The following is a 22,073-nucleotide window of genomic DNA, read 5'->3' on the forward strand; positions in this document are numbered from 1 at the left end:
GCCAGCGCCATTCTTCTCAACGCTCGCCCGCGGCACTCTCCGGATCCGAGAGAGCGGCGCGAGACGGCGCCCGCGAGCCGTCCGGGAGATTCAGGCATGCAGACGATCGGTGTCATCGGCCTCGGCAACATGGGGCGCGGCATGGCCCTGTCCCTGGCGCGGGGCGGCTTCCGGGTGCTCGGCACCGATGCCGCGGCGGCGGCGCGCGAGGCGGTGGCGGCCGAGGGCATCGCGGTTGCCGCCTCGGCGCGGGAGATCTGGGATTCCTGCGAGATCGTCGTGCTCTCGCTGCCCACCGCCGAGATCGTCGAGGCGGTGCTGCTCGGGCCGGACGGCCCCCTCCGCGGCGCGCGGCCGGACCTCCTCGTCATCGACACCTCGACCTCCCATCCCGACACCACCCGCCGCGTCGCCGCGGCGCTGGAGCCCGCCGGGATCGCCCTCATCGACGCGCCGGTGAGCGGCGGCCCGAAGGGCGCCCATGCGGGAACCCTCACCATGGTGATCGGCGGGACCGATGCGGCCCTGGCGCGCGCCGAGCCGGTCCTCGCAGCGATGAGCGCCACGCGCGTGCACGTGGGCGGGGTCGGCGCCGGCCACGTCACCAAGATCGCCAACAACCTGCTCTGCGCCGCCCATCTGCTCACCGCCGCGGAAGCGGTGCGCATGGCCCGCGACGCGGGCGTCGATCCCGTTCGCCTGCTCGCCGGGATCAATGCCGGCTCGGGCCGCAGCGGCGTGACCCAGGTGAACTTCCCGACCTGGGTGCTCAACGGCGCCTTCGATTCCGGCTTCACCATGAAGCTGATGCGCAAGGACGTTCGCCTCGCCGAGAGCCTGATCGACGCGCTCGGCCTCGACCTGCCGGTCGCCGCGGAGGTGGCCCGCCTGTGGCGCGAGAGCACGGAGGCCGCCCCGGATTCCGAGGACTTCAACCGCATCGTCGCGCTCCAGCTCGACCCGGCCCGCTGAGAGGACAGATTGCCATGACCGAGACCCGCCCCCAGGCGCTCGCCGCCCTCGTCCGCCACTTCTTCCCCGAGGCCGCCGGGATCGGTTCCTGGGTCGACGGCCGCATCGTGCCCGGCACCGGCGAGGCGGTGACGCTCACCGACCCGGCGAGCGGCCTGACGCTCGCCACCTACCCGGATGCCGGCCCGGCCGTGGTCGCGGAGGCCGCCCGGGCGGCCCTCGCCGGCCAGGCGCGCTGGGCGGCGCTGACGGGCGCGGCCCGCGGCCGGGTGATGCAGGACATCGCCCGGGCGATCCGCGCCGAGATCGAGCCCCTCGCCCGCCTGGAGGCGATCACGGCCGGCAAGCCCCTGCGCGACTGCCGGGTCGAGGCGACCAAGGTCGCCGAGATGATCGAGTACTACGCGGGCTGGGCCGACAAGCTGCACGGCGACGTCATCCCGGTGCCGACGAGCCACCTGAACTACACCCGCCGCGAGCCGGTGGGCGTGGTGCTCCAGATCACGCCCTGGAACGCCCCGATCTTCACCTGCGGCTGGCAGATCGCCCCGGCGCTCGCCACCGGCAACGCGATCCTGCTCAAGCCCTCCGAGCTGACCCCCGTCACCTCGCTCGCCGTCGCGGCCCTGGCCGAGCGGGCGGGCCTGCCGCCGGGCGTCGTCAACGTGCTGGCCGGCTTCGGCCACACCACGGGTCAGGCGGCGATCGCCGAGCGGGCCGTGTCGAAGGTGGTGTTCGTCGGCTCGCCGGCGACGGGCGCGCGCATCGCCGAGGCCGCCGCCCGCCGTCTCGTGCCCTGCGTGCTCGAACTCGGCGGCAAGTCGGCCAACATCGTGTTCGCGGATGCGGATCTGGAGCGCGCCTGCCTGGGCGCGCAGGCGGCGATCTTCGCGGGGGCGGGCCAGTCCTGCGTCGCGGGCTCGCGGCTCCTCGTGGAGCGCCCGATCTACGACCGCTTCGTCGCCATGGTGGCGGAAGGCGCCCGGCGCATCCGCGTCGGCGATCCCCTCGACCCCGAGACCGAGATCGGCCCGATCAGCAACGCCAACCAGTACCGGCACGTGCTCGGCATGATCCGCAGCGGCCTCGACCAGGGCGCGACGCTCGCCGCCGGCAGCGACGGCACCCCGGCCGAGGGCGGCTTCTTCGTGCGCCCGACCGTGCTCGCGGGGGCGACCAATGCCATGGATTGCGCCCGCACCGAGATCTTCGGGCCGGTGGTGACCGCGATCCCCTTCGACACCGAGGCCGAGGCGATCGCGATCGCCAACGATTCCGATTTCGGCCTCGCGGGCGCGGTCTGGACCCGGGACGTGGGCCGCGGGCATCGGGTGGCCGCGGCGGTGCGGGCCGGCACCTTCTGGATCAACGCCTACAAGACGATCCACGTCGCCTCGCCCTTCGGCGGCTACGGCCTGAGCGGCTACGGCCGGTCGAGCGGGGTCGAGGCCCTGCACGAATACACGCAGGTGAAGAGCGTCTGGGTCGAGACCGCGGCGGCGCCGGGCGCCTCCTTCGGCTACGCCCCCGGCGTCGGCGCCTGATCCACCTGCCTGCCCTGCCCGGTCCCGGGGGCGGCGCCTCCGGCCCGGGCTCCTGCGCCCCAACCGGAGACAACGCCATGATGAGCCAAGCGCTCGCCCCCGAGACCACGCCCTCCCACGATCCGCCGGCCGCCGCGGCCTCGAAGCGGGGCACCCTGAAGCTGTTCGCGCTCGCCCTCGTCGTCGTGGTGCTGGCCGAGCTGATCGGCAACGTCGCGATCCCGGTCGGCCACGGCAAGATCATCCTGCTGCCGCTGCTCTGGGCCCTGCTGATGGGCGGCGCGCTCGGCCTCGCGGCCGGGCGGCTGCCGGCCCCCTTGCGGGTGACGGCGCCGCTCCAGCACCAGGCCGCGGCGATCCTCCAGCCGGTTCTGCTGCTGTTCATCGCCAAGCTCGGCCTAATGGTCGGCGGCTCGCTGCCGAAGATCCTGGCCTCCGGCTGGGCGCTCGCCTTCCAGGAATTCGGCCACTTCTTCGGCACGATGGTGTTCGGCCTGCCGGTGGCGCTCCTGCTCGGCATCAAGCGGGAGGCGATCGGCGCCACCTTCTCGGTCGGGCGCGAGCCGAGCCTCGCCATCATCGGCGAGCGCTACGGCATGGCCTCGCCGGAGGGCCGCGGCGTGCTCGCCGAGTACCTGACCGGCACGGTGTTCGGGGCGGTGTTCATCGCCGTCCTCGCCGGACTGGTCGCGAGCCTCGGGATCTTCAACCCGCTCGCCCTCGCCATGGGCGCCGGCGTCGGCTCGGGCAGCATGATGGCGGCGGCCTCGGGCGCCATCGCGGCCCAGCAGACCCCCGAGATGGCCAAGGACGTCGCGACCTTCGCGGCGGCGAGCAACCTCATCACCACCACCATCGGCACCTACTTCACCCTGTTCCTGTCCCTGCCCTTCACGGTCTGGGCCTACGGCGTGCTGGAGCCGATCCTCGGCCGCGGCCGCGGCCGGACCGAGCCCGCCGCGGCCCCGGTGGCGGGTTTGCCCGAGGAGGCGCCCGCCCTCGGCTTCGGCGCCCTGGCGGCGGCGTGGCTCGCGGCGGCGGCCTTCGGCCTGATCGGCAACGCGCTCACCTACGGCACGCGCCCCGACGGCGCGGTGCTCGGCGGCGCGGCGATCATCGTCGGCGTGGTGGTGGCGGGCTGGGGCCTCTACCGCCTGACCGGCCGCCGGCTGCCCGCCGTGGTCTGGACCTCGCTCATCGGCATGGCGCTCACCTATCCGGGCCTGCCCTTCGCCGCCGAGGTCGCGGCCCTCACGGGCAAGATCAACTTCCTCGCCCTGGCGACGCCGATCCTCGCCTTCGCGGGCCTGTCGATCGCCAAGGACGTGCCGGCCTTCCGGCAGCTCGGCTGGCGCATCGTGGTGGTGTCGTTCATGGCCAATGCCGGCACCTTCCTGGGCGCCACCCTGATCGCCCAGTTCTGGATGCATCCGCCGGTGTGACGAGACGGGCGCGGGGCACCGCTCCGCGCCCTCAGGTCCCGATGAACAGGCCCGCGATGGCCGCGCTCGTGAAGTTCGACAGGCTGCCGGCCAGGATCGCCCGCAGGCCGTAGGCCGCGACCTCCGAGCGGCGCTCGGGCACGAGGCTGCCGAAGCTCGCGAGCTGGATCGCGATCGAGGCGAGGTTCGCGAAGCCGCAGAGCGCGAAGCACAGGATCGCGGTGGTGCGGGGCCCGAGTTCCCCGCTCTTCAGCACCGGCGAGAGATTGGCGTAGGCCAGGAACTCGTTGAAGGCGATCTTCTGGCCGATGGCGGTCCCGACCATGCCGGCCTGCTCCCAGGGCACGCCGAGGATCCAGGCGAGCGGGCTCAGGGCCACCCCGAGGATGCCGTCGATCGAGGCGCCCGGCAGACCGGCGAGGCCGCCGATCCAGCCGACGAGGCCGTTCGCCAGCGCGATGAGGCCCACGAAGGCGATCAGCATCGCGCCCACCGCCACCGCCACGGCGAGCCCCTTCTGGGTGCCCTCCGCCGCCGCCTCGATGACGTTGACCGCCCGGCGCTCGCCGAACTCGGCCCGCATGGTCTTGACCCGGCTCGGCTCCGTCGCCGGGACCAGGATCTTGGCGTAGAGGAGGCCGCCGGGGATCGCCATCACCGAGGCGGCGAGGAGGTAGTCCATCGGCACGCCGAGCGCCGCGTAGCCGGCCAGGATCGAGCCCGCCGTGGAGGCCGCCCCGCTCGACATCACGGCGAACAGCTCGGATCCGGTCAGGAGCGGCAGGAAGGGGCGCAACGCCACCGCGATCTCGCTCTGGCCGATGGCGATGGTGATCACGGCGGAGAAGGTCTCGATCCGCGAGGTCCCGATGAGGCGCCGCAGCCCCGCCCCGATCCCGCGGGCGAGCGCCTGCATGATCCCGAAGTGATAGAGCACGCCGATCAGCGCCGAGACGTAGACGATCTGCGGCAGCACCCGGAAGGCGAGCACGAAGCCGCCATTGCCGAACATCTCGAACATCTTCGGCTCGACGAGGCCGCCGAACAGGAAGGCCGCCCCGCGATCGCCATAGGCCAGCACCGCGCCCACCGCCTCGGCGGCGACGGTGAGGACGCGCCGCCCGAGGGGCACGAACAGGATCAGGGCCCCGAGCGCGATCTGGATCGTCAGCGCCGAGAGCACCACCCGCGGGCGGATCGCCCGCCGGTTCGTGGAGAACAGCACCGCGACGCCGATCAGGACGGCGAGGCTGAGCGCGCAGTGAAGGATTCTGTCGGCCATCCGGGATCCTGTATCCGCCCCCGCAGGGATTTCGGAACCGTGGTTTGCGGCTCGCCGTCGAGACCCTGCTCCGAAGCGAGGAGCGCAGCCGGCAAGGCCTCGGCCGACGCGGCCCCGCTCGAGGACAGCAAGGGCGATGCCGCTGACGCAGCATCCCGGCCGGTTCATTCAGGCGGAGTTCACCCAGCGCCGCCCGTATTGCACCGGTATGCATCCCGCTACAGCAGGGAGAGGACTCCGATGGCGCAGGCCGCACGGATCATCGCGCTGATGCTGGCCGCGCTCGCGGCCCTGCTGCCGGCTCCGGCCGGCGCGGCTCCAGCCGAGACCCGGATCGCCCTGGTGATCGGCAACGGCGCCTACGAGGCCGGCGCGCTGCCCACCGCCGCCAACGATGCGGGCCTCGTCGCGCAGACCCTGCAGGCGGCGGGGTTCGACGTGGTCGGCGCCCGCGACCTCGACGAGGACGGCCTGCGCCGGGCACTGCGGGACTTCACCGACAAGGCGGCGGCCGCCGGGCCGGACGCGGTCGCCTTCGTCTACATTGCGGGCTACGGCCTGCAACTCGACGGCGAGACCTACGTCGCGCCCGTCGATGCGCGGATCGGCACCGCCTCCGACGTGCCGCTGCGGGCCCTGCGGATCTCGGACTACGCCAAGCGCCTCGCGGCGCTGCCGCTCAAGGCGCGCTTCCTCGTGCTCGACGCCGCCCACAGGGCGCCCTTCCGCCTGACGGGCGATCCGCTCGCGGGCGGGCTTGCCCTCACGGAGGCAGAGCCGGGCTCCCTCGTGGCCTTCAACGCCGCACCCGGCACCATCGGCCCGGAGGAGCAGGGCCCCTACGGCGCCTATGCGCGCGCCCTCGTCGAGATGATGCGCGAGGGCGGCCTGACACCGAACGACCTGTTCGAGCGGGTCCGCCTGCGGGTGAGCGAGACCACGGGCGGAGCCGAGATGCCCTGGCACAGCGCCCATATCGACGCGCCCTTCGTGTTCTTCGAGCGGGCGCCGGACGCGCCCCCGCTCGCGGCCCAGGTGGCGGCGATGGACAGCCGGAAGCCCGTCGGCGAACTCGGCCCCCGGACGGCCTTCGCGCGCTGCGTCGCCCGCGACACCCTTGCCGGCTACGAGGAATTCCTCGGGGCCTATCCGCGGGATCCCCTCGCCAAGCGCGTGCGGGCCATCGTCGCGGCCCGGCGCGAGGCGCTGATCTGGCGTCGCTCGCGCCTCGCCGACACGCCGGACGCCTACTGGTCCTATCTCGACCGCTATCCGCGCGGCCCCCACGGCTTCGACGCGCGCCGCCGCCTGCGGCAGCTCGCGGCCGCCGCCGAGCCGCCGCCGCACTTCGCCGCCCTCGCCTACGACGTGCCGCCGCCCCCGCCCGAGGAGGTGGTCTATGTCGAGCGGCCCGTCCTCGTTCTCGACGACCCGGATTACGATCTGCCCCCTCCCCCGCCGCCGGTCTATCTGCCGCCGCGACCGGCCTACATCGTCGATCTGCCGCCGCCGCCGCCCGTGGTGGAGGAATACGCCCTGCCGACGCCCGCCTTCGTGCCCGTCCCGGCCTATGTCCGGCCGCCCCAGGCGGTCGCGGCGCCGCCCGGCAACGTGATCTACGAGCACATGCACGACACCACGGTGATCGAGCAGATCAACGCCGCCAACGCGGCGCCGGCCCGCGGCGGAATCTCCGGCACCACGATCGCGGCCGGCGTGGCGGGCGCGGCGCTCGGCGCCGTCGCCGCCCGCGTGGCGCTGCCGCCCTCGCTGTCCCGGAAGGCCGCCCTGCGCCCGAGCCTGCCGTCCGCTCCCGGCAGCCAAGCACCCGCTCCGGGCGGCCAAGCCGTCCCCCCGACCGGTCAGCCGGCATCCGGCTTTTCCGGACAGCCGAACCCCGGCGTCCCGGGCCAGCCGGGCCCGGCCGCCCAGCCCGCCGGGCGCCCGGTCGGCCTCACCGGTCAGCCCCTGCCGAGCCAGTCCCCACCCGGCCAGCCCGGCGCACCGGCTCCGCAGGCGGCCCGGCCGCCGGGAGCCCCGCTGCCGGGATTCGCGCCGGCCGCGCCGCAGGGAGGACGCCCGGCCGCCCCCGCCGCGGCACCGGGCCAGCCGGCCGGCCAGGCGGGCCCGGGAGGACCGCCCGCGGCGCAGCAGGCCGGGCGACCGAACGCCCCGGAGCAAGCCCTGCCGGCTCCGAACCCGCCGGCCCAGCCGGCCGCCGGACAGGCTCCACCCGCTCAGCAAGCCGGGCGTCCGGCGCCGACGCCGGCCCCGACGCCGCAGGCGGCACGGCCGAACGCCCCGGGCCAAGCGCTGCCGGTGCCGAATCCGCCGGCCCAGCCGGCAACGCGGCCGAACCCGGCCGCCATCGCGCCGGCCCCGGTCCCGGGTCAACCTGCCCGGCAGGCCGGGCATCCGGCCCCGACAGCGCCGGCCGCCTCGCCACAGGCGGCGCGGCCGAACACTCCGGGACAGCCCCTGCCCGCGCCGACTCCGCAAGCGCCGCATCCGAACCCGCCCGCGGCCGCTCCGGCGCAAGCGTCGCCGCCTCAGCAGGCGGGACACCCCTCTCCGTCGGCGTCGCCCGCCGCGGTGCCCAGCCAAACCGCCGCGCCCGCCAGGCCCGGGCAGCCGATCCCCGCACCGGCTCCGCAAGCCGGACGCCCGGCCCAGCCCGGCCCCGCAGCCCTGCGTCCCGCTACGCCCCTCGCCCTGGCGCCCCGCGCCCAGGACGACGCCACCCGTCGGCAGCAGATGATGCAGGAGCAGGCCCAGCGGGCGGCGGCTCAGCGCCAGCAGGAGGCCGCCCGCCAGCAACAGGCAGCCCAGGCGGCACGCCAACAGCAGCAGATGATGCAGCAACAGGCCGCTCAGCAGGCCGCGGCCCGCCAGCAGGCAGCCGCCCAGGCCGCCCGGCAGCAGCAGATGCAGCAACAGATGATGATGCAGCGCCAGCAGCAGGCCCAACAGGCGGCCGCCGCGGCCCAACGCCAGCAGCAGGCCGCCCAGCAGGCCGCGGCCCGCCAGCAGGCAGCCGCTCAGGCGGCACGGCAGCAGCAGATGATGCAGCAGCGCCCGCAGCCGGCGGCGCCCCATCCGGGACCGGGAGCGCAGCCCGGAGCCGGGCGGTCCTGCGGCCATCCGGGCCAGCCGCCCTGCCGCTGAGCGCGAGCGGGGCCGGATCGCAGTCCCGGTCCCGCCCCTCCCGGGCCGCTCACGCCCCGCAGGTCACCTGCGCCAAACCGCCCATCGTGCCGAAGTTCTCCCCAGCCACCCTTGCCGAATGAGAACAAAACAAGTACATGCAGAGGACCGCGCGCATTGAGAATCCCTCCGACCCCGTGCCATAAGGACCGTTCAGATGGCTCAGTCCTCGCTGCGACTGGTGGAAAACCCGACCATGGATAAAGACAAGTCGAAGGCGATCGATGCCGCGCTCGCCCAGATCGAGCGCGCCTTCGGCAAGGGCTCGATCATGCGCCTGGGCAAGGGCGACAAGGTGCAGGAGGTCGAGACCATTTCCACCGGCTCGCTGGGGCTCGACATCGCGCTCGGCGTCGGCGGCCTGCCGCGCGGGCGGGTGATCGAGATCTACGGCCCGGAATCCTCGGGCAAGACGACGCTCGCGCTGCACACGATCGCCGAGGCCCAGAAGAAGGGCGGCGTCTGCGCCTTCGTGGATGCCGAGCACGCGCTCGATCCGGTCTATGCCCGCAAGCTCGGGGTGAACCTCGACGACCTGCTGATCTCGCAGCCCGATACCGGCGAGCAGGCCCTGGAGATCACCGACACGCTGGTGCGCTCGGGCGCCATCGACGTGCTGGTGGTCGATTCGGTGGCCGCGCTGACGCCGCGCGCCGAGATCGAGGGCGAGATGGGCGACCAGCAGCCGGGCCTCCAGGCCCGCCTGATGAGCCAGGCCCTGCGCAAGCTCACGGGCTCGATCTCGCGCTCGAACTGCATGGTGATCTTCATCAACCAGATCCGGATGAAGATCGGCGTGATGTACGGGAGCCCCGAGACCACAACGGGCGGCAACGCGCTGAAGTTCTACGCCTCGGTCCGCCTCGACATCCGCCGCGTCTCGACCCTGAAGGACCGCGACGAGCCGATCGGCAACAGCGTCCGGGTCAAGGTCGTCAAGAACAAGGTGGCGCCGCCCTTCAAGCAGGTCGAGTTCGACATCATGTTCGGCGAGGGCGTGTCGAAGGTCGGCGAGCTGATCGACCTCGGCGTGAAGGCCGGCATCGTCGAGAAGTCGGGAGCGTGGTTCTCCTACGACAGCCAGCGCCTCGGCCAGGGCCGCGAGAACTCCAAGGGCTTCCTGCGCGACAATCCCGACATCGCCAACCGCATCGAGATGGCGATCCGCCAGAACATGGGCCTCGTCGCCGACAAGATCCTCGAGAACGCGGTTCCGACCGCCGATGATCTGGACGAGGGCGACGCCTGATCCGCGCGCGATCGACAGCGTCCGAGGCCCGCCGCGAGACATCGCGGCGGGCCTCGTCGTGCCGGGGGTTCAGCGCACGAAGGGGCCGATCTTGGTGAACAGCCCCACGAACACGAAGGCGATCCCGACCATCGCCACGCCCCAGATCAGCGTGCGGATCATCGGGATGCCGAAGCCGTAGACCGGCAGGTAGACGAGCCGCGCCCAGAAGTAGAGATGAGACCCCAGCACCACCGCCGTGTTGTGCCGGCCGATCGCCGCCGCCGCGAGCACCAGGGTGGCGAAGAGCGGGAAGGTCTCGAAGAAGTTCTTCGAGGCCCGCTCCAGCCGGCCCGCCGCCCCGGTGACCGGCGTCTGCGTCTCCCGGTTGCCCGCCGCCCAGGTCAGGCCGCCCCGCTGCGTCAGCCCGGCGGCGGAAGCCGCCACGATGTGTGCGAAGCCGAGCAGCACCGCATAGGCGAGGAGGCGGATCTCGATCGGCATCATGGGCGAATCTCCAGCAGGCCCGGCGGCTTGGCCGTCCCTTGGCCGCCCGATCCGACATAGCGGAGGCCGCCGCCTCGACACGGGGGGGCCGCGTGACTAAGACAGCGGGCGCGAGCCCTTCCGTGCTCCTCACGCAACCTCCGTCGCCGGCTCCGCTCCGGGCGCGGGCGGGCGTTCCGTGAGCGGCACTCCGGGCCGAGCCCTTCTCGCCCGTCACCCAACCGCACGAGTCTTCACCCGATGAGCGGCGTCAACGAGATCCGGTCGACCTTCCTCGACTACTTCGCCAAGCACGGCCACGACATCGTGGCGTCCTCGCCGCTGGTCCCGCGCAACGACCCGACCCTGATGTTCACGAACGCCGGCATGGTGCAGTTCAAGAACGTCTTCACCGGCGTGGAGAAGCGGCCCTACCAGCGCGCGGTCACGGCGCAGAAATGCGTGCGCGCCGGCGGCAAGCACAACGACCTCGACAACGTCGGCTACACGGCGCGCCACCACACCTTCTTCGAGATGCTCGGCAATTTCTCGTTCGGCGACTATTTCAAGCCGCTGGCGATCGAGTTGGCCTGGAACCTCGTGACGAAGGAGTTCGGGATCGACAAGGAGCGCCTGCTGGTCACGGTCTACGCGGACGACGAGGACGCGGCGGCCCTGTGGCGCAAGATCGCGGGCTTCTCCGACGACCGCATCATCCGCATCGGCACCTCCGACAACTTCTGGCAGATGGGCGATACCGGCCCCTGCGGGCCGTGCTCGGAGATCTTCATCGACCAGGGCCCGGAGCTGTGGGGCGGCCCGCCCGGCAGCCCGGACGAGGACGGCGACCGCTTCCTCGAATTCTGGAACCTCGTGTTCATGCAGTACGAGCAGATCGAGCCGGGCAACCGGCTCAGCCTGCCGCGGCCCTCGATCGACACCGGCATGGGCCTGGAGCGCATGGCGGCGATCCTCCAGGGCGTGAAGAGCAACTACGACACCGACCTGTTCCGCAGCCTGATCGATGCGGTCGCCCATCAGGTCGGCCGTCCGCCCGAGGGGGCGCAGACCGCCTCCTACCGGGTCATCGCCGACCACCTGCGCGCCGCCTCGTTCCTCGTCGCCGACGGCGTGCTGCCGGGCAACGAGGGCCGCGGCTACGTGCTGCGCCGGATCATGCGCCGGGCCATGCGCCATGCCCAGCTGCTCGGCGCCCGCGACCCGATGATGTACCGCCTCGTGCCGGTGCTGGTGCGCGAGATGGGCCAGGCCTATCCGGAGCTGGTGCGCGCCGAGGCGCTGATCAGCGAGACGCTGCGCCTGGAGGAGACCCGCTTCCGCCGGACCCTGGAGCGTGGCCTCTCGATCCTCGACGCCGAGACCCGCGACCTCTCGGAGGGGCAGAAGCTCTCGGGCGAGACCGCGTTCACCCTCTACGACACCTACGGCTTCCCCCTCGACCTGACGCAGGACGCGCTCAAGTCCCGCGGCATCGGCGTCGACACCGAGGGCTTCAGCGCCGCCATGGAGCGCCAGCGCGCCGCGGCCCGCGCCGCGTGGTCGGGATCGGGCGAGGCCGCCACCGAGACCCTGTGGTTCGCGCTGCGCGAGCGCGTGGGCGCCACCGAGTTCCTCGGCTACGAGGCGGAGACCGCGGAGGGCGTGGTCACCGCGCTGGTGAAGGGCGGCGTCGAGGTCGAGGCGCTGGAGACCGGCGAGGACGGCCTCCTCGTGGTGAGCCAGACGCCGTTCTACGGCGAATCGGGCGGCCAGGTCGGCGACACGGGCCTCGTCACCGGGCCGGGCCTGCGCGTGCGGGTGACCGGCACCGAGAAGAAGCTCGGCGACCTCTTCGTGCATCACGTCACCGTGGAGGAGGGGCGGCTCACGGGCGGGCAGGCGGTCGAGCTGAAGGTGGATCACGCCCGCCGCGCGGCGATCCGCTCCCATCACTCGGCGACGCATCTCCTGCACGAGGCGCTGCGGCAGACCCTCGGCGACCACGTCGCCCAGAAGGGCTCCCTCGTCTCGCCGGACCGCCTGCGCTTCGACTTCAGCCATCCCAAGCCGATGAACGACGCGGAGGTCGCGGCCGTCGAGGAGATCGCGAACCGCATCCTCCTGCAGAACACCCCGGTGGTGACGAAGCTGATGGCCGTCGACGACGCCATCGCCACCGGCGCCCGCGCCCTCTTCGGCGAGAAGTACGGCGACGAGGTGCGGGTGGTCTCGATGGGCGAGGACCGCACCGAGGACGGTCGTCCGAAAGCCTTCTCGGTGGAACTCTGCGGCGGCACCCATGTGGGGCGCACCGGCGAGATCGGCGTCATCACGGTGCTGGGCGAGAGCGCGGTGGCCTCGGGCGTCCGCCGCATCGAGGCCATGACCGGGGACGCGGCGCGCCGCCACCTCGCCGAGGAGAGCCGCCGCCTCGCCGCCGTGGCGGGCCTGCTCAAGGTGCCGCCCGCGGAGGCGCCCGAGCGGCTCGCCGCCGTGATCGAGGACCGGCGCCGGCTGGAGCGCGAACTGGCCGAGGCCCGGCGCAAGCTCGCCATGGGCGGCGGCGGCACGGGCGAGGATCCGGTGCGCGAGATCAGTGGCGTCAAGCTGATGGCACGCGCCGTGCAAGGCGTGGAGATGCGCGACCTGAAGAGCCTCGCGGACGAGGGCAAGAAGCGGCTGGGTTCCGGGATCGTCGCGATCGTCGGCGTGGCGGAGGACGGCAAGGCGGGCCTCGTCGTCGGCGTGACGGACGACCTCACCGACCGATTCGACGCGGTCGCCCTGGTGCGTGCGGGCTCGGAGCGGCTCGGCGGCAAGGGCGGCGGTGGACGCCGCGACATGGCCCAGGCCGGCGGTCCGGACGGGGCGGCGGCCCAGGCGGCCCTGGATGCGATCGAGGCAGCCCTCGCGGCTGCCTGATTGTGCAATACTGGCAAGATCATACGGCACCGCGCCGAGACTTTGGCCATCGCTGACGATGAAGCGTCAGCCTCGATCGAGACGAGATCCGGATCTCTGCCGGCTTGTCAGATTGATCATCAACCTCTAGGGGCCTGCCCGTATACTCGGAGCCTGGCGCGTCGACGCAACTGGGACACGGTCGCCTCTCGGAACGGCGATGGGCATCGCGTAGCCGACGCCAGAATAGATGGAGAGCGTGACGCATGCAGGTGGTGGAGCAGTCGATCCCGGACGTGAAGCTGGTGATCCCCAAGCGGTTCGGCGACGACCGCGGCTGGTTCTCCGAGACCTTCCGCGCCGACATCCTCGCCCGGGCCGGCATCACCGACGCCTTCATCCAGGACAACCAGTCCTTCTCCGCGCATCGGGGCACGGTGCGCGGCATCCATTTCCAGACCCCGCCCCACGCCCAGGCCAAGCTGGTGCGCGTCATCGCCGGCGCCATTCTCGACGTCGCCGTGGATCTCCGCCGCGCCTCCCCGACCTATGGCCGCCACGTCGCCGTGCGCCTCGACGCCGAGAACGGCCACCAGCTCTTCATTCCCATCGGCTTCGGCCACGCCTTCTGCACGCTGACGCCCGACACCATGGTCGCCTACAAGGTCGCGGGCGGCTATTACAGCCGCGAGCACGACGGCAACCTGCTCTGGAACGATCCCGACCTCGGCATCGACTGGCCCGTCGCCCCGGATGAGGCCGTCCTCTCCGACAAGGACAGGATCGCGCCCCGGCTCGCCGAACTGCCCGCCCGCTTCTGACGCCCCGAACGGAGATCCCTCACCCATGCGCATCCTCGTCACGGGCGGCTGCGGCTTCATCGGCTCGGCCCTGGTCCTCCACCTCGTCCAGGATCTCGGCCACGACGTCCTCACCCTCGACGCCCTCACCTACGCGGCCAATCCCCTTTCGCTGCGGGCGCTCAAGGACGACCCGCGCCATCGGTTCGCCGAGGCCGACATCTGCGACGCGGAGCGGGTGAACGCGCTCTTCGCCGAGTTCCGGCCGCAGGCGGTGATGCACCTCGCCGCCGAGAGCCACGTCGACCGCTCGATCACCGGGCCGGCCGCCTTCATCCGCACCAACGTGGTCGGCACCCAGGTGATGCTGGAAGCCGCGCGCGCCCATTACGGCCGGCTCGCGGGGGCGGAGAAGGACGGCTTCCGCTTCCTGCACGTCTCCACCGACGAGGTCTACGGCTCGCTGCCCCCGGACGGCTTCTTCACCGAGGAGAGCCGCTACGATCCGCGCTCGCCCTACTCCGCCTCGAAGGCGGCCTCCGACCACCTCGCGCGGGCTTGGCACGAGACCTACGGGCTGCCGGTGCTGGTGACGAACTGCTCGAACAATTACGGGCCGCGGCACTTCCCCGAGAAGCTGATCCCGCTGATGATCCTCAACGCCCTCGAGGGCAAGCCGCTGCCGGTCTACGGGGACGGGCAGAACGAGCGCGACTGGATCCACGTCGAGGATCACGCGCGCGGCCTGGTGGCGGTGCTGGAGAAGGGCCGGCTCGGCGAGACCTACCTGCTGGGCGGGCGCTCGGTGCGCAACAACCTCGCGGTGGTGAAGACGCTGTGCGCGATCTTCGACCGGCTGCGGCCGGAGGCCGGTCCGCACGAGCGGCTGATCAGCTTCGTGACGGACCGTCCGGGCCACGACCGGCGCTACGCGATCGACCCGAGCAAGGCGGAGCGCGAGGTGGGCTGGCAGCCGACGCGCAGCTTCGAGCAGGCGCTGGAGGACACGGTGCGGTGGTACCTCGACAACCAGGGTTGGTGGCAGCCGATCCGGGAGGGCCGCTACACGGGCGAGCGCCTCGGGCTGACGGGCTGAAGCATGACCCGCGCGATCCTCGTCCTGGGCGGCGGCGGCCAGGTCGGCACCGAGCTGCGGGACCTCGCTTGGCCGGAGGGCGTGACGGTCCACGCCCCCGCCCGCGACGCCCTCGACATCACCGATGAAGCCGCGGTGGCGGCGGCGATCGCCGAGCGGCCCTACGCGGCGGCGATCAACACCGCCGCCTACACGGCGGTGGACAAGGCCGAGAGCGAGATCGGCGCGGCGTGGCGCCTCAACGCGCTGGCGCCCGCCTACATCGCCGCCGCCACCGCCCGGGCAGGCATCCCGCTGGTGCAGGTCTCGACCGACTACGTCTTCGATGGCAGCGGCACGGGCGCCTACGCCACCGATGCGCCGATCCGGCCGACGAGCGTCTACGGCGCGAGCAAGGCTGCGGGCGAACTCGCGGTGCGCACCGGCAATCCGCGCCACGCGGTGGTGCGCACGGCCTGGGTGGTCAGCCCGCACCGGGGCAATTTCGTCAAGACGATGCTGCGGCTCGCCGGCGAGCGCGACGGCCTCACGGTGGTGGACGACCAGCACGGCTGCCCGACCTCCGCCGCCGACCTCGCCGCGGCGCTCGCCACCATCGCGTTGCGCCTCGCGGACGACCCGTCGAGCCCGACCGGCACCTATCACTGCGTGAATGCCGGCGCGACGACGTGGTGCGCGTTCGCGCGGGCCATCATGGCGGGAGCGCGGGCCCGCGGCGCCCGTGGGGTGCCGGTGGAGCCGATCCCGACCGCCGCCTATCCCACCCCCGCCCGGCGCCCGGCCAATTCGGAGCTCTCGACCGAGACGCTGACGCGCGACTTCGGCATCGCGCCGCGCCCCTGGCAAGCGGCTCTCGACGACATTCTCGACCGCCTGATCGGCCCGGCGAAACCGGCCTGAGGAGACCTTTGATGAAGGGCATCGTGCTCGCCGGCGGATCCGGCACCCGTCTGCACCCGGCGACGCTGGCCATCAACAAGCAGCTGCTGCCGATCTACGACAAACCGATGATCTACTATCCCGTGTCGGTGCTGATGCTGGCCGGGATCCGCGACATCCTGATCATCTCGAGCCCCGAGCACCTCGACAACTACAAGCGGCTGTTCGGCACGGGCGAGCAGTTCGGCGTGAACTTCTCCTACGCGTTGCAGCCCAAGCCCGAGGGGCTGGCCCAGGCCTTCATCATCGGCCGCGAGTTCGTCGGCACCGATCCGGTGGCGCTGATCCTCGGCGACAACCTGTTCTTCGGAGCCGGCCTGCAGGAGCTGGTCCGCCGGGCGCGGGCGCGCGAACAGGGCGCGACGGTATTCGCCTACCACGTCGATCAGCCGGAGGCCTACGGCGTCGTGAACCTCGATGCCCAGGGCCGGCCGACGAAGCTCGTCGAGAAGCCCAAGGAGCCGGAATCGACCTGGGCGGTGACGGGCCTGTACTTCTACGACAATCAGGTGATCGACATCGCGGCGGCGGTGAAGCCCTCGGCCCGCGGCGAACTCGAGATCACCGACGTCAATCAAGCCTATCTGGAGCGCGGACAGCTCCAGGTGGAATGCATGTCGCGCGGCTACGCGTGGCTCGACACCGGCACCCATGACAGCCTGCTCGAAGCCGGCGAGTTCGTGCGGGTGATCCAGCGCCGGCAGGGCATGCAGGTGGCCTGCCTGGAGGAGATCGCGTTCCAGCAGGGCTGGATCCCGGCCGAGCAGGTCACCGCACGCGGCCAGCTCTTCGCCAAGACCGCCTACGGCCAGTACCTGCTGCGGCTCGCCCGCGAGAGCGACCGGCGGCCGGCCTCCTGACCGGGAAGCCCGGCGTCCGGATGTCCCGGGCTTCCCCCTTCCGGCCGGTTTTGCGGCACCGCGGCCGCGTGCTAGAGCCGCCTTTCCCGAATACCGCCAAGCCTTGCAGGCTGAGGGCGCCGGACGAACACAGGCGGCAGGCACCATGAAGGATATCCTCGAACGGCTGGACCAGCGGCGCGCGCAGGCCCGGCTCGGCGGCGGCGAGAGCCGAGTGGCGGCGCAGCACAAGCGCGGCAAGCTCACGGCCCGGGAGCGCATCGAACTCCTCCTCGACAGCGGCTCGTTCGAGGAATTCGACATGTTCGTGCAGCACCGCTCGAACGACTTCGGCATGGAGAACCAGAAGATCCCCGGCGACGGTGTCATCACCGGCTGGGGCACCATCAACGGCCGTGCCGTCTTCATCTTCTCCAAGGACTTCACGGTCTTCGGCGGCTCGCTCTCGGAGGCGCACGCCCAGAAGATCATCAAGGTCCAGGACATGGCCCTCAAGATGCGCGCGCCGATCATCGGCCTGTTCGATGCCGGTGGCGCCCGCATCCAGGAGGGCGTCGCCGCCCTCGGCGGCTACGGCGAGGTCTTCAAGCGCAACGTGCTCGCCTCCGGGGTGATCCCGCAGATCTCGGTGATCATGGGACCTTGCGCGGGCGGCGACGTCTACTCGCCCGCCATGACCGACTTCATCTTCATGGTGCGCGACACCAGCTACATGTTCGTGACCGGCCCCGACGTGGTCAAGACCGTGACCAACGAGGTGGTCACGGCCGAGGAACTCGGCGGCGCCAAGGTCCACACCACCAAGTCCTCGATCGCGGACGGCTCCTACGAGAACGACGTCGAGGCGCTGCTCCAGATCCGGCGCCTGATGGACTTCCTGCCGGCCAACAACCTCGAGGGCGTGCCGGAGATCGAGAGCTTCGACGATCCCCTGCGGCTCGACAAGAGCCTCGACACCCTGATCCCGGACAACCCGAACAAGCCCTACGACATGGGCGAACTGATCCGCCGGGTGGTGGACGAGGGCGACTTCTTCGAGATCCAGGCGGCGTTCGCGCGCAACATCATCACGGGCTTCGGGCGCATCGAGGGGCGCACGGTGGGCATCGTGGCCAACCAGCCGATGGTGCTGGCCGGGGTGCTCGACGCGGACGCCTCCCGCAAGGCGGCGCGCTTCGTGCGCTTCTGCGACGCCTTCGGCATTCCGCTGGTGACCTTCGTGGACGTGCCGGGCTTCCTGCCGGGCACCGCCCAGGAATATGGCGGCCTGATCAAGCACGGCGCCAAGCTGCTGTTCGCCTACAGCCAGGCGACGGTGCCGCTCGTCACCATCATCACCCGCAAGGCCTTCGGCGGCGCCTACGACGTGATGGCCTCCAAGCATGTGGGCGGGGACGTGAACTACGCCTGGCCGACCGCGCAGATCGCCGTGATGGGCGCCAAGGGCGCCGTCGAGATCATCTTCCGCCAGGACCTGGGCGACCCGGAGAAGATCGCGGCGCGCACGGCCGAGTACGAGGAGCGCTTCATGTCGCCCTTCGTGGCGGCGGAGCGGGGCTACATCGACGAGGTGATCATGCCGCATTCCACGCGCCGCCGGGTGGCGCGGGCGCTCGCCATGCTGCGCACCAAGGAGAGCGAGCAGCCCTGGAAGAAGCACGACAACATCCCGCTCTGACGCGCGGGGCCGGCCTTCACTCAGGCGTGGAGGCCGGCCGCCCCCGCGAGATCGACCAGCACGATCTCCGGCGGCACGCCGAAGCGCACCGGGATCCGGCTGAGGCCGAGACCGCCCGAGACGACGAGGTGGCGGCCCTTCTCGACCACGTGGCCGTAGACGTAGCGCTGGCCGTACCGCGAGGGCGTGACCGGCGAGTAGCCGAGGATCCGGACCTGCCCGCCATGGGTGTGGCCCGAGAGGGTCAGCGCCACCCGGTCCGGGACCTTCGGGAAGATGTCGGGCTCGTGCGCCATCAGGATCACGGGGGCGTCGTCGGTGATCTGCGCCAGGGTGGTGGGCAGGTCGGCGAGGCTGCGCATGCTGCCCTGCGGCACGAAGGGCTCCTGGTCGGCGAGACCGGCGAGCCAGAACGGCCGCCCGTCCTGCACCAGACGCAAGGCGGCGTTCTCCAGGACCGGGATGCCCTGCGCCTCCAGCGCGCGCCGGGCCTCGACCGGGCCGCGGTGGCTCGCCTGCGCGGCGGCATCATCCCACCAATCGTGGTTGCCGAGGACCGCGTGGACGCCCAGCGGCGCGCGCAGGGCCGAGACGGTACGGGCGAAATCCGGCAGCGGCACCTTGCGGGCCGCGATCGGCCGCGCGCCCGGATAGTCGCCGAGCAGCAGGATCAGATCCGGGTTGAGGGCATTCGTCGCCGCCACGATCGCCTCGACCCGCGCCAGCGACATCCAGGGCTCGCCGATGTGGAAATCGGCGAGCGCGGCGATCCGCAGCTTGAGGCCGGCGGGCCAGTTCGCGGGCCGCGGCGCGTAGGCGGTGACCACGAGGCGCCAGCCCGGCTCGATCGCGAAGGCGTAGGCGCCCGTGGAGCCGCCGAGCGCCGCCAGCCCGGCGGCGCCCGCCAACACCTGTCGGCGGCTCGGCATGATCAGCATCGATGCGGCCCCTGAGATCTGGTTGCTCGCGCGTGCCGATGCCGAACCGGCATCCCCTGCGATGGGGCACGCTCCGGCCGGCGGATGGCAGGGCATCCGCCGCGCGGGGGAATGAGGCGGTCGACCGGTTAAGATCCCATCAAGCTCCGGTCGGAAACCCCGCTCAATCGACGATGTCGTGTTCGTGGAAGCGTGCCGGAGGCGCCTTCGGCGCCGTTCTCGCCGATTTTCCGACGATCCGGGTCGCCGCGGCGAGGGCGGGCAAGGCCAGGGGGCGAAAGCCTGCCGCCACGCCGGCCCCGCTCGGACGACTCGTCGGGCGGGTCTCGGCGGCACCGGAGCTCTGCGCTTGCGACACCATCGGGATCGATCCTCTCGTCACCTCGGCCTCGCGCGGCCGGTCCCCTCGGTAGAGCGGCCGATCGGGACGGCGGTCGGGCGCCATTGCGGCCCGGCCGGGGCAAGACGCAGGCGCGCCCTGCCCCAGAGATGGACGGCGGATGAACAATGCATCCGGTCGATGGCGTTGCCGGAGCAGCGCCCGATCGCGTTGCGATCGGTTGCGGCTCTCAACCTTTGTGACGCGCTTCCTTTCGCCGAACCGGGATCCATTTCGGCGGGAAGCGCTCTGGGCGGAGACCGGTTCCGCTCAGGCCGCCGTCAATCCTTCCTGGCGGATCCACTCCGCCGTGCGGTCGAGGGCCCGCCCGAGGCGGTCGAACAGTGTCTCGATCTCGTCGGGGGCGATGACGAGGGGCGGGCAGATCGCCAGCCGGTCTCCCGCCAGCGAGCGGATGATCAGCCCCTCGCCTTGCGCGAAGGCGACGCAGCGGGCGGCGACGCCCGCCTTGGGGTCGTACTGGGTCTTCGTCGCCTTGTCGGCGACGATCTCCAGGCCGCCGATGAGGCCGATGCCGCGCGCCTCCCCGACGAGGGGATGCGCGGCGAGGGCGGTGAGCCGGCGCTGGAACAGCGGCGCCTTCTCGGCCGCCCCCTCGACCAGCCGGTCGCGCCGGTAGATCTCCAGGGCCTTGATGGCGACCGCGCAGGCGACCGGATGCCCCGAATAGGTGGTGCCGTGCCCGAAGGTGCCGAGTTTGCGGCTCTCGTCGAGCATCGCCTGGTAGAGCGGCTCCTCAACGGTGAGGCCGCCGAGCGGCATGTAGGCCGAGGTCACGGCCTTGGCGAAGGAGAGGCTGTGCGGGCGCATGCCCATGGTCTCGGCGCCGAACCACGTGCCGAGGCGTCCGAACCCGCAGATCACCTCGTCGGCGATGAAGCGGATGTCGTAGGCGGCGAGGACGGCCTGGATCGCCGCGTAATAGCCCTGCGGCGGCACGATCGCGCCCCCCGCCCCCAGCACCGGCTCGGCGATGAAGGCCGCCACCGTGTCGGGATCCTCCCGCTGGATGAGGGCGTCGAGCTCGGCGGCGAGGCGCGCGGAGTAATCCTCCTCGCTCTCGCCCGGCTGTGCCCCCCGGTAGTGATGCGGGCAGGGCGCGTGCAGGAAGCCCGGCAGGGGCAGGTCCCAGTCGGCGTGGTTGGCCGGCAGGCCGGTGAGCGAGGCCGCGGCGACGGTGACGCCGTGATAGCCCTTGGTCTGCGCGATGATCTTCTTCTTGCGCGGGCGGCCGAGGGCGTTGTTGAGATACCACGTCAGCTTGACCTGGGTGTCGTTGGCCTCGGAGCCCGAGGAGGTGAAGAACACCTTCGAGACCGGGATCGGCGCCTGCTCCTTGATCAACTCGGCGAGTTCGATCGCCGGATCGTGGCTGCGGCCGGAGAAGAGATGCGTGAAGGGCAGACGCGCCATCTGCTCGCGGGCGGCCTCGACCAGCTCCTCGTTGGAATAGCCGAGCGCCGTGCACCACAGCCCCGCCATGCCTTCGATATAGGGGCGCCCATCCGTGTCGTAGACCCAGACGCCGTGGCCGCGCTCCAGCACCAGCGGCCCGGATTCGCGAAACAGCGCGAGGTTGGTGTAGGGGTGGATCAGGGTTTCGACGTCGCGGGCGGCGAGGTTCGAGAGCATCGTCGGTGCTTTCCTCGGAGGCTCGACGGGCGGGGGAGCCCCGTCGGCGGGTGATCCGCACGTCCGCCACACTAGCGGCGCGATGCCCCGGCACCAAGGCAGCCCCGCGCAATCCGATTTCCGACCGCATGATCGACCCGGCCCAGATCGCCTCCCACCCCGCCCCCGGCCGCAGCTGCGGCCCCTGCACCCTGTGCTGCAAGGTCTTCGACGTGCCCGCGGTGGAGAGCGTCGCCGGCACGTGGTGCCGCCACGCCGTCAGCGGGCGGGGCTGCGGCATCCACGCGGAGCGCCCCGACCATTGCCGGGCCTTCCACTGCCTCTGGATGACCGAGCACTGGCTCGGCCCCGAATGGAAGCCCGACCGCGCCAAGATGGTGCTCACCCTCGATCCGGTGACGCGCTTCCTCAACGTGCAGGTCGATCCGGGCCAGGCCGGCGCGTGGCGCCGCGCCCCCTACTACGCTCAGCTCAAGCGCTGGGCCGTCGCCTCCCTGGCCCAGAAGCGGCACGTCATCGTCTTCGTGAACAAGAACGCGACGGTGGTTCTGCCCGACCGCGACGTGGCGCTCGGCGTGTTCGAGCCCGGAGACCGCTTGGTCGCCCGCGAGCGGATGACCGCCGCCGGCCCGGTGATCGACGTCGAGAAGGTGCGGGCGGCGGCCTGAGCC

Annotated in this window: 17 protein-coding genes; 12 read left to right on the forward strand and 5 right to left on the reverse strand. The window is 72.0% G+C overall.

What is annotated here, in order from left to right:
- The first annotated feature begins 96 nt into the window (after positions 1-96).
- The 3 genes from ACE101_RS22015 (at position 97) to ACE101_RS22025 (ending at position 3,958) form a co-directional block, all read left to right on the forward strand.
- Positions 97-972 (forward strand): NAD(P)-dependent oxidoreductase, encoded by an 876-nt coding sequence (locus ACE101_RS22015; protein ID WP_379134097.1) that lies wholly within the window; start codon positions 97-99, stop codon positions 970-972.
- A 14-nt stretch (positions 973-986) separates the two neighbouring features.
- Positions 987-2,516 (forward strand): aldehyde dehydrogenase family protein, encoded by a 1,530-nt coding sequence (locus ACE101_RS22020; RefSeq protein ID WP_379134100.1) that lies wholly within the window; start codon positions 987-989, stop codon positions 2,514-2,516.
- A gap of 77 nt (positions 2,517-2,593) precedes the next feature.
- The gene (locus ACE101_RS22025) at positions 2,594-3,958 is read left to right on the forward strand and encodes a DUF3100 domain-containing protein (protein ID WP_379134102.1); all 1,365 of its coding nucleotides are present in this window, start codon (positions 2,594-2,596) and stop codon (positions 3,956-3,958) included.
- 31 nt (positions 3,959-3,989) lie between these two features.
- Here the strand turns inward: ACE101_RS22025 and ACE101_RS22030 are convergent, their stop codons facing one another.
- Positions 3,990-5,240 carry a NupC/NupG family nucleoside CNT transporter gene (locus tag ACE101_RS22030; RefSeq protein ID WP_379134106.1) on the reverse strand — a complete coding sequence of 417 codons (1,251 nt, stop codon included), beginning with the start codon at positions 5,238-5,240 and terminating at the stop codon, positions 3,990-3,992.
- Positions 5,241-5,480: 240 nt separating this feature from the next.
- Between ACE101_RS22030 and ACE101_RS22035 the strand changes: the two genes are divergently transcribed.
- Both ACE101_RS22035 and recA read left to right on the forward strand, forming a co-directional pair.
- Positions 5,481-8,405 carry a caspase family protein gene (locus ACE101_RS22035; RefSeq protein WP_379134109.1) on the forward strand — a complete coding sequence of 975 codons (2,925 nt, stop codon included), beginning with the start codon at positions 5,481-5,483 and terminating at the stop codon, positions 8,403-8,405.
- A gap of 196 nt (positions 8,406-8,601) precedes the next feature.
- Complete coding sequence (gene recA / locus ACE101_RS22040) at positions 8,602-9,693, forward strand: recombinase RecA (RefSeq protein ID WP_379134112.1); 1,092 nt, start codon at positions 8,602-8,604, stop codon at positions 9,691-9,693.
- A 69-nt stretch (positions 9,694-9,762) separates the two neighbouring features.
- Here recA and ACE101_RS22045 read toward each other — a convergent pair whose 3' ends face one another.
- Positions 9,763-10,179 carry an MAPEG family protein gene (locus ACE101_RS22045; RefSeq protein ID WP_379134114.1) on the reverse strand — a complete coding sequence of 139 codons (417 nt, stop codon included), beginning with the start codon at positions 10,177-10,179 and terminating at the stop codon, positions 9,763-9,765.
- 240 nt (positions 10,180-10,419) lie between these two features.
- On the opposite strand from ACE101_RS22045, the gene alaS reads away from it, so the two are divergent.
- The 6 genes from alaS (at position 10,420) to ACE101_RS22075 (ending at position 18,432) form a co-directional block, all read left to right on the forward strand.
- Positions 10,420-13,080, forward strand: a complete 2,661-nt coding sequence (gene alaS, locus ACE101_RS22050; protein ID WP_379134117.1) for an alanine--tRNA ligase — start codon at positions 10,420-10,422, stop codon at positions 13,078-13,080.
- A 245-nt stretch (positions 13,081-13,325) separates the two neighbouring features.
- Complete coding sequence (gene rfbC, locus ACE101_RS22055) at positions 13,326-13,880, forward strand: dTDP-4-dehydrorhamnose 3,5-epimerase (protein WP_379134120.1); 555 nt, start codon at positions 13,326-13,328, stop codon at positions 13,878-13,880.
- Positions 13,881-13,905: 25 nt separating this feature from the next.
- Entirely contained in the window at positions 13,906-14,955 is a 1,050-nt protein-coding gene (gene rfbB, locus ACE101_RS22060; RefSeq protein ID WP_379134123.1) for a dTDP-glucose 4,6-dehydratase, read from the forward strand.
- Between the two features lie 3 nt (positions 14,956-14,958).
- On the forward strand, positions 14,959-15,855 hold the full coding sequence (gene rfbD, locus ACE101_RS22065) for a dTDP-4-dehydrorhamnose reductase (protein WP_379134126.1): 897 nt from the start codon (positions 14,959-14,961) through the stop codon (positions 15,853-15,855).
- 11 nt (positions 15,856-15,866) lie between these two features.
- A complete protein-coding gene (gene rfbA, locus ACE101_RS22070; RefSeq protein ID WP_379134129.1) occupies positions 15,867-16,754 on the forward strand; it encodes a glucose-1-phosphate thymidylyltransferase RfbA in 888 nt (295 codons plus the stop codon).
- Between the two features lie 145 nt (positions 16,755-16,899).
- Entirely contained in the window at positions 16,900-18,432 is a 1,533-nt protein-coding gene (locus ACE101_RS22075) for an acyl-CoA carboxylase subunit beta (protein WP_379134132.1), read from the forward strand.
- A gap of 20 nt (positions 18,433-18,452) precedes the next feature.
- On the opposite strand, the gene ACE101_RS22080 is transcribed toward ACE101_RS22075, so the two are convergent.
- The 3 genes from ACE101_RS22080 to ACE101_RS22090 form a co-directional block, all read right to left on the reverse strand.
- Entirely contained in the window at positions 18,453-19,370 is a 918-nt protein-coding gene (locus ACE101_RS22080; protein WP_379134135.1) for a metallophosphoesterase, read from the reverse strand.
- A 163-nt stretch (positions 19,371-19,533) separates the two neighbouring features.
- Positions 19,534-19,731, reverse strand: a complete 198-nt coding sequence (locus tag ACE101_RS22085) for a hypothetical protein (RefSeq protein WP_379134137.1) — start codon at positions 19,729-19,731, stop codon at positions 19,534-19,536.
- 288 nt (positions 19,732-20,019) lie between these two features.
- Positions 20,020-21,402 (reverse strand): aminotransferase, encoded by a 1,383-nt coding sequence (locus ACE101_RS22090; protein WP_379134140.1) that lies wholly within the window; start codon positions 21,400-21,402, stop codon positions 20,020-20,022.
- Between the two features lie 128 nt (positions 21,403-21,530).
- On the opposite strand from ACE101_RS22090, the gene ACE101_RS22095 reads away from it, so the two are divergent.
- Complete coding sequence (locus ACE101_RS22095; RefSeq protein ID WP_379134144.1) at positions 21,531-22,070, forward strand: hypothetical protein; 540 nt, start codon at positions 21,531-21,533, stop codon at positions 22,068-22,070.
- Positions 22,071-22,073 lie beyond the last annotated feature (3 nt).

The sequence above is a fragment of the Methylobacterium carpenticola genome, assembly GCF_042748905.1.
GTDB classification, from domain to species: domain Bacteria; phylum Pseudomonadota; class Alphaproteobacteria; order Rhizobiales; family Beijerinckiaceae; genus Methylobacterium; species Methylobacterium carpenticola.

Excerpts from the sequence above, each read along its gene's own strand:
- ACE101_RS22015 (WP_379134097.1), top strand. The coding sequence starts at position 97 with ATGCAGACGATCGGTGTCATCGGCCTCGGCAACATGGGGCGCGGCATG.
- ACE101_RS22020 (WP_379134100.1), top strand. The coding sequence starts at position 987 with ATGACCGAGACCCGCCCCCAGGCGCTCGCCGCCCTCGTCCGCCACTTC.
- ACE101_RS22025 (WP_379134102.1), top strand. The coding sequence starts at position 2,594 with ATGATGAGCCAAGCGCTCGCCCCCGAGACCACGCCCTCCCACGATCCG.
- ACE101_RS22030 (WP_379134106.1), bottom strand. The coding sequence starts at position 5,240 with ATGGCCGACAGAATCCTTCACTGCGCGCTCAGCCTCGCCGTCCTGATC.
- ACE101_RS22035 (WP_379134109.1), top strand. The coding sequence starts at position 5,481 with ATGGCGCAGGCCGCACGGATCATCGCGCTGATGCTGGCCGCGCTCGCG.
- recA (WP_379134112.1), top strand. The coding sequence starts at position 8,602 with ATGGCTCAGTCCTCGCTGCGACTGGTGGAAAACCCGACCATGGATAAA.
- ACE101_RS22045 (WP_379134114.1), bottom strand. The coding sequence starts at position 10,179 with ATGATGCCGATCGAGATCCGCCTCCTCGCCTATGCGGTGCTGCTCGGC.
- alaS (WP_379134117.1), top strand. The coding sequence starts at position 10,420 with ATGAGCGGCGTCAACGAGATCCGGTCGACCTTCCTCGACTACTTCGCC.
- rfbC (WP_379134120.1), top strand. The coding sequence starts at position 13,326 with ATGCAGGTGGTGGAGCAGTCGATCCCGGACGTGAAGCTGGTGATCCCC.
- rfbB (WP_379134123.1), top strand. The coding sequence starts at position 13,906 with ATGCGCATCCTCGTCACGGGCGGCTGCGGCTTCATCGGCTCGGCCCTG.
- rfbD (WP_379134126.1), top strand. The coding sequence starts at position 14,959 with ATGACCCGCGCGATCCTCGTCCTGGGCGGCGGCGGCCAGGTCGGCACC.
- rfbA (WP_379134129.1), top strand. The coding sequence starts at position 15,867 with ATGAAGGGCATCGTGCTCGCCGGCGGATCCGGCACCCGTCTGCACCCG.
- ACE101_RS22075 (WP_379134132.1), top strand. The coding sequence starts at position 16,900 with ATGAAGGATATCCTCGAACGGCTGGACCAGCGGCGCGCGCAGGCCCGG.
- ACE101_RS22080 (WP_379134135.1), bottom strand. The coding sequence starts at position 19,370 with ATGCTGATCATGCCGAGCCGCCGACAGGTGTTGGCGGGCGCCGCCGGG.
- ACE101_RS22085 (WP_379134137.1), bottom strand. The coding sequence starts at position 19,731 with ATGGTGTCGCAAGCGCAGAGCTCCGGTGCCGCCGAGACCCGCCCGACG.
- ACE101_RS22090 (WP_379134140.1), bottom strand. The coding sequence starts at position 21,402 with ATGCTCTCGAACCTCGCCGCCCGCGACGTCGAAACCCTGATCCACCCC.
- ACE101_RS22095 (WP_379134144.1), top strand. The coding sequence starts at position 21,531 with ATGATCGACCCGGCCCAGATCGCCTCCCACCCCGCCCCCGGCCGCAGC.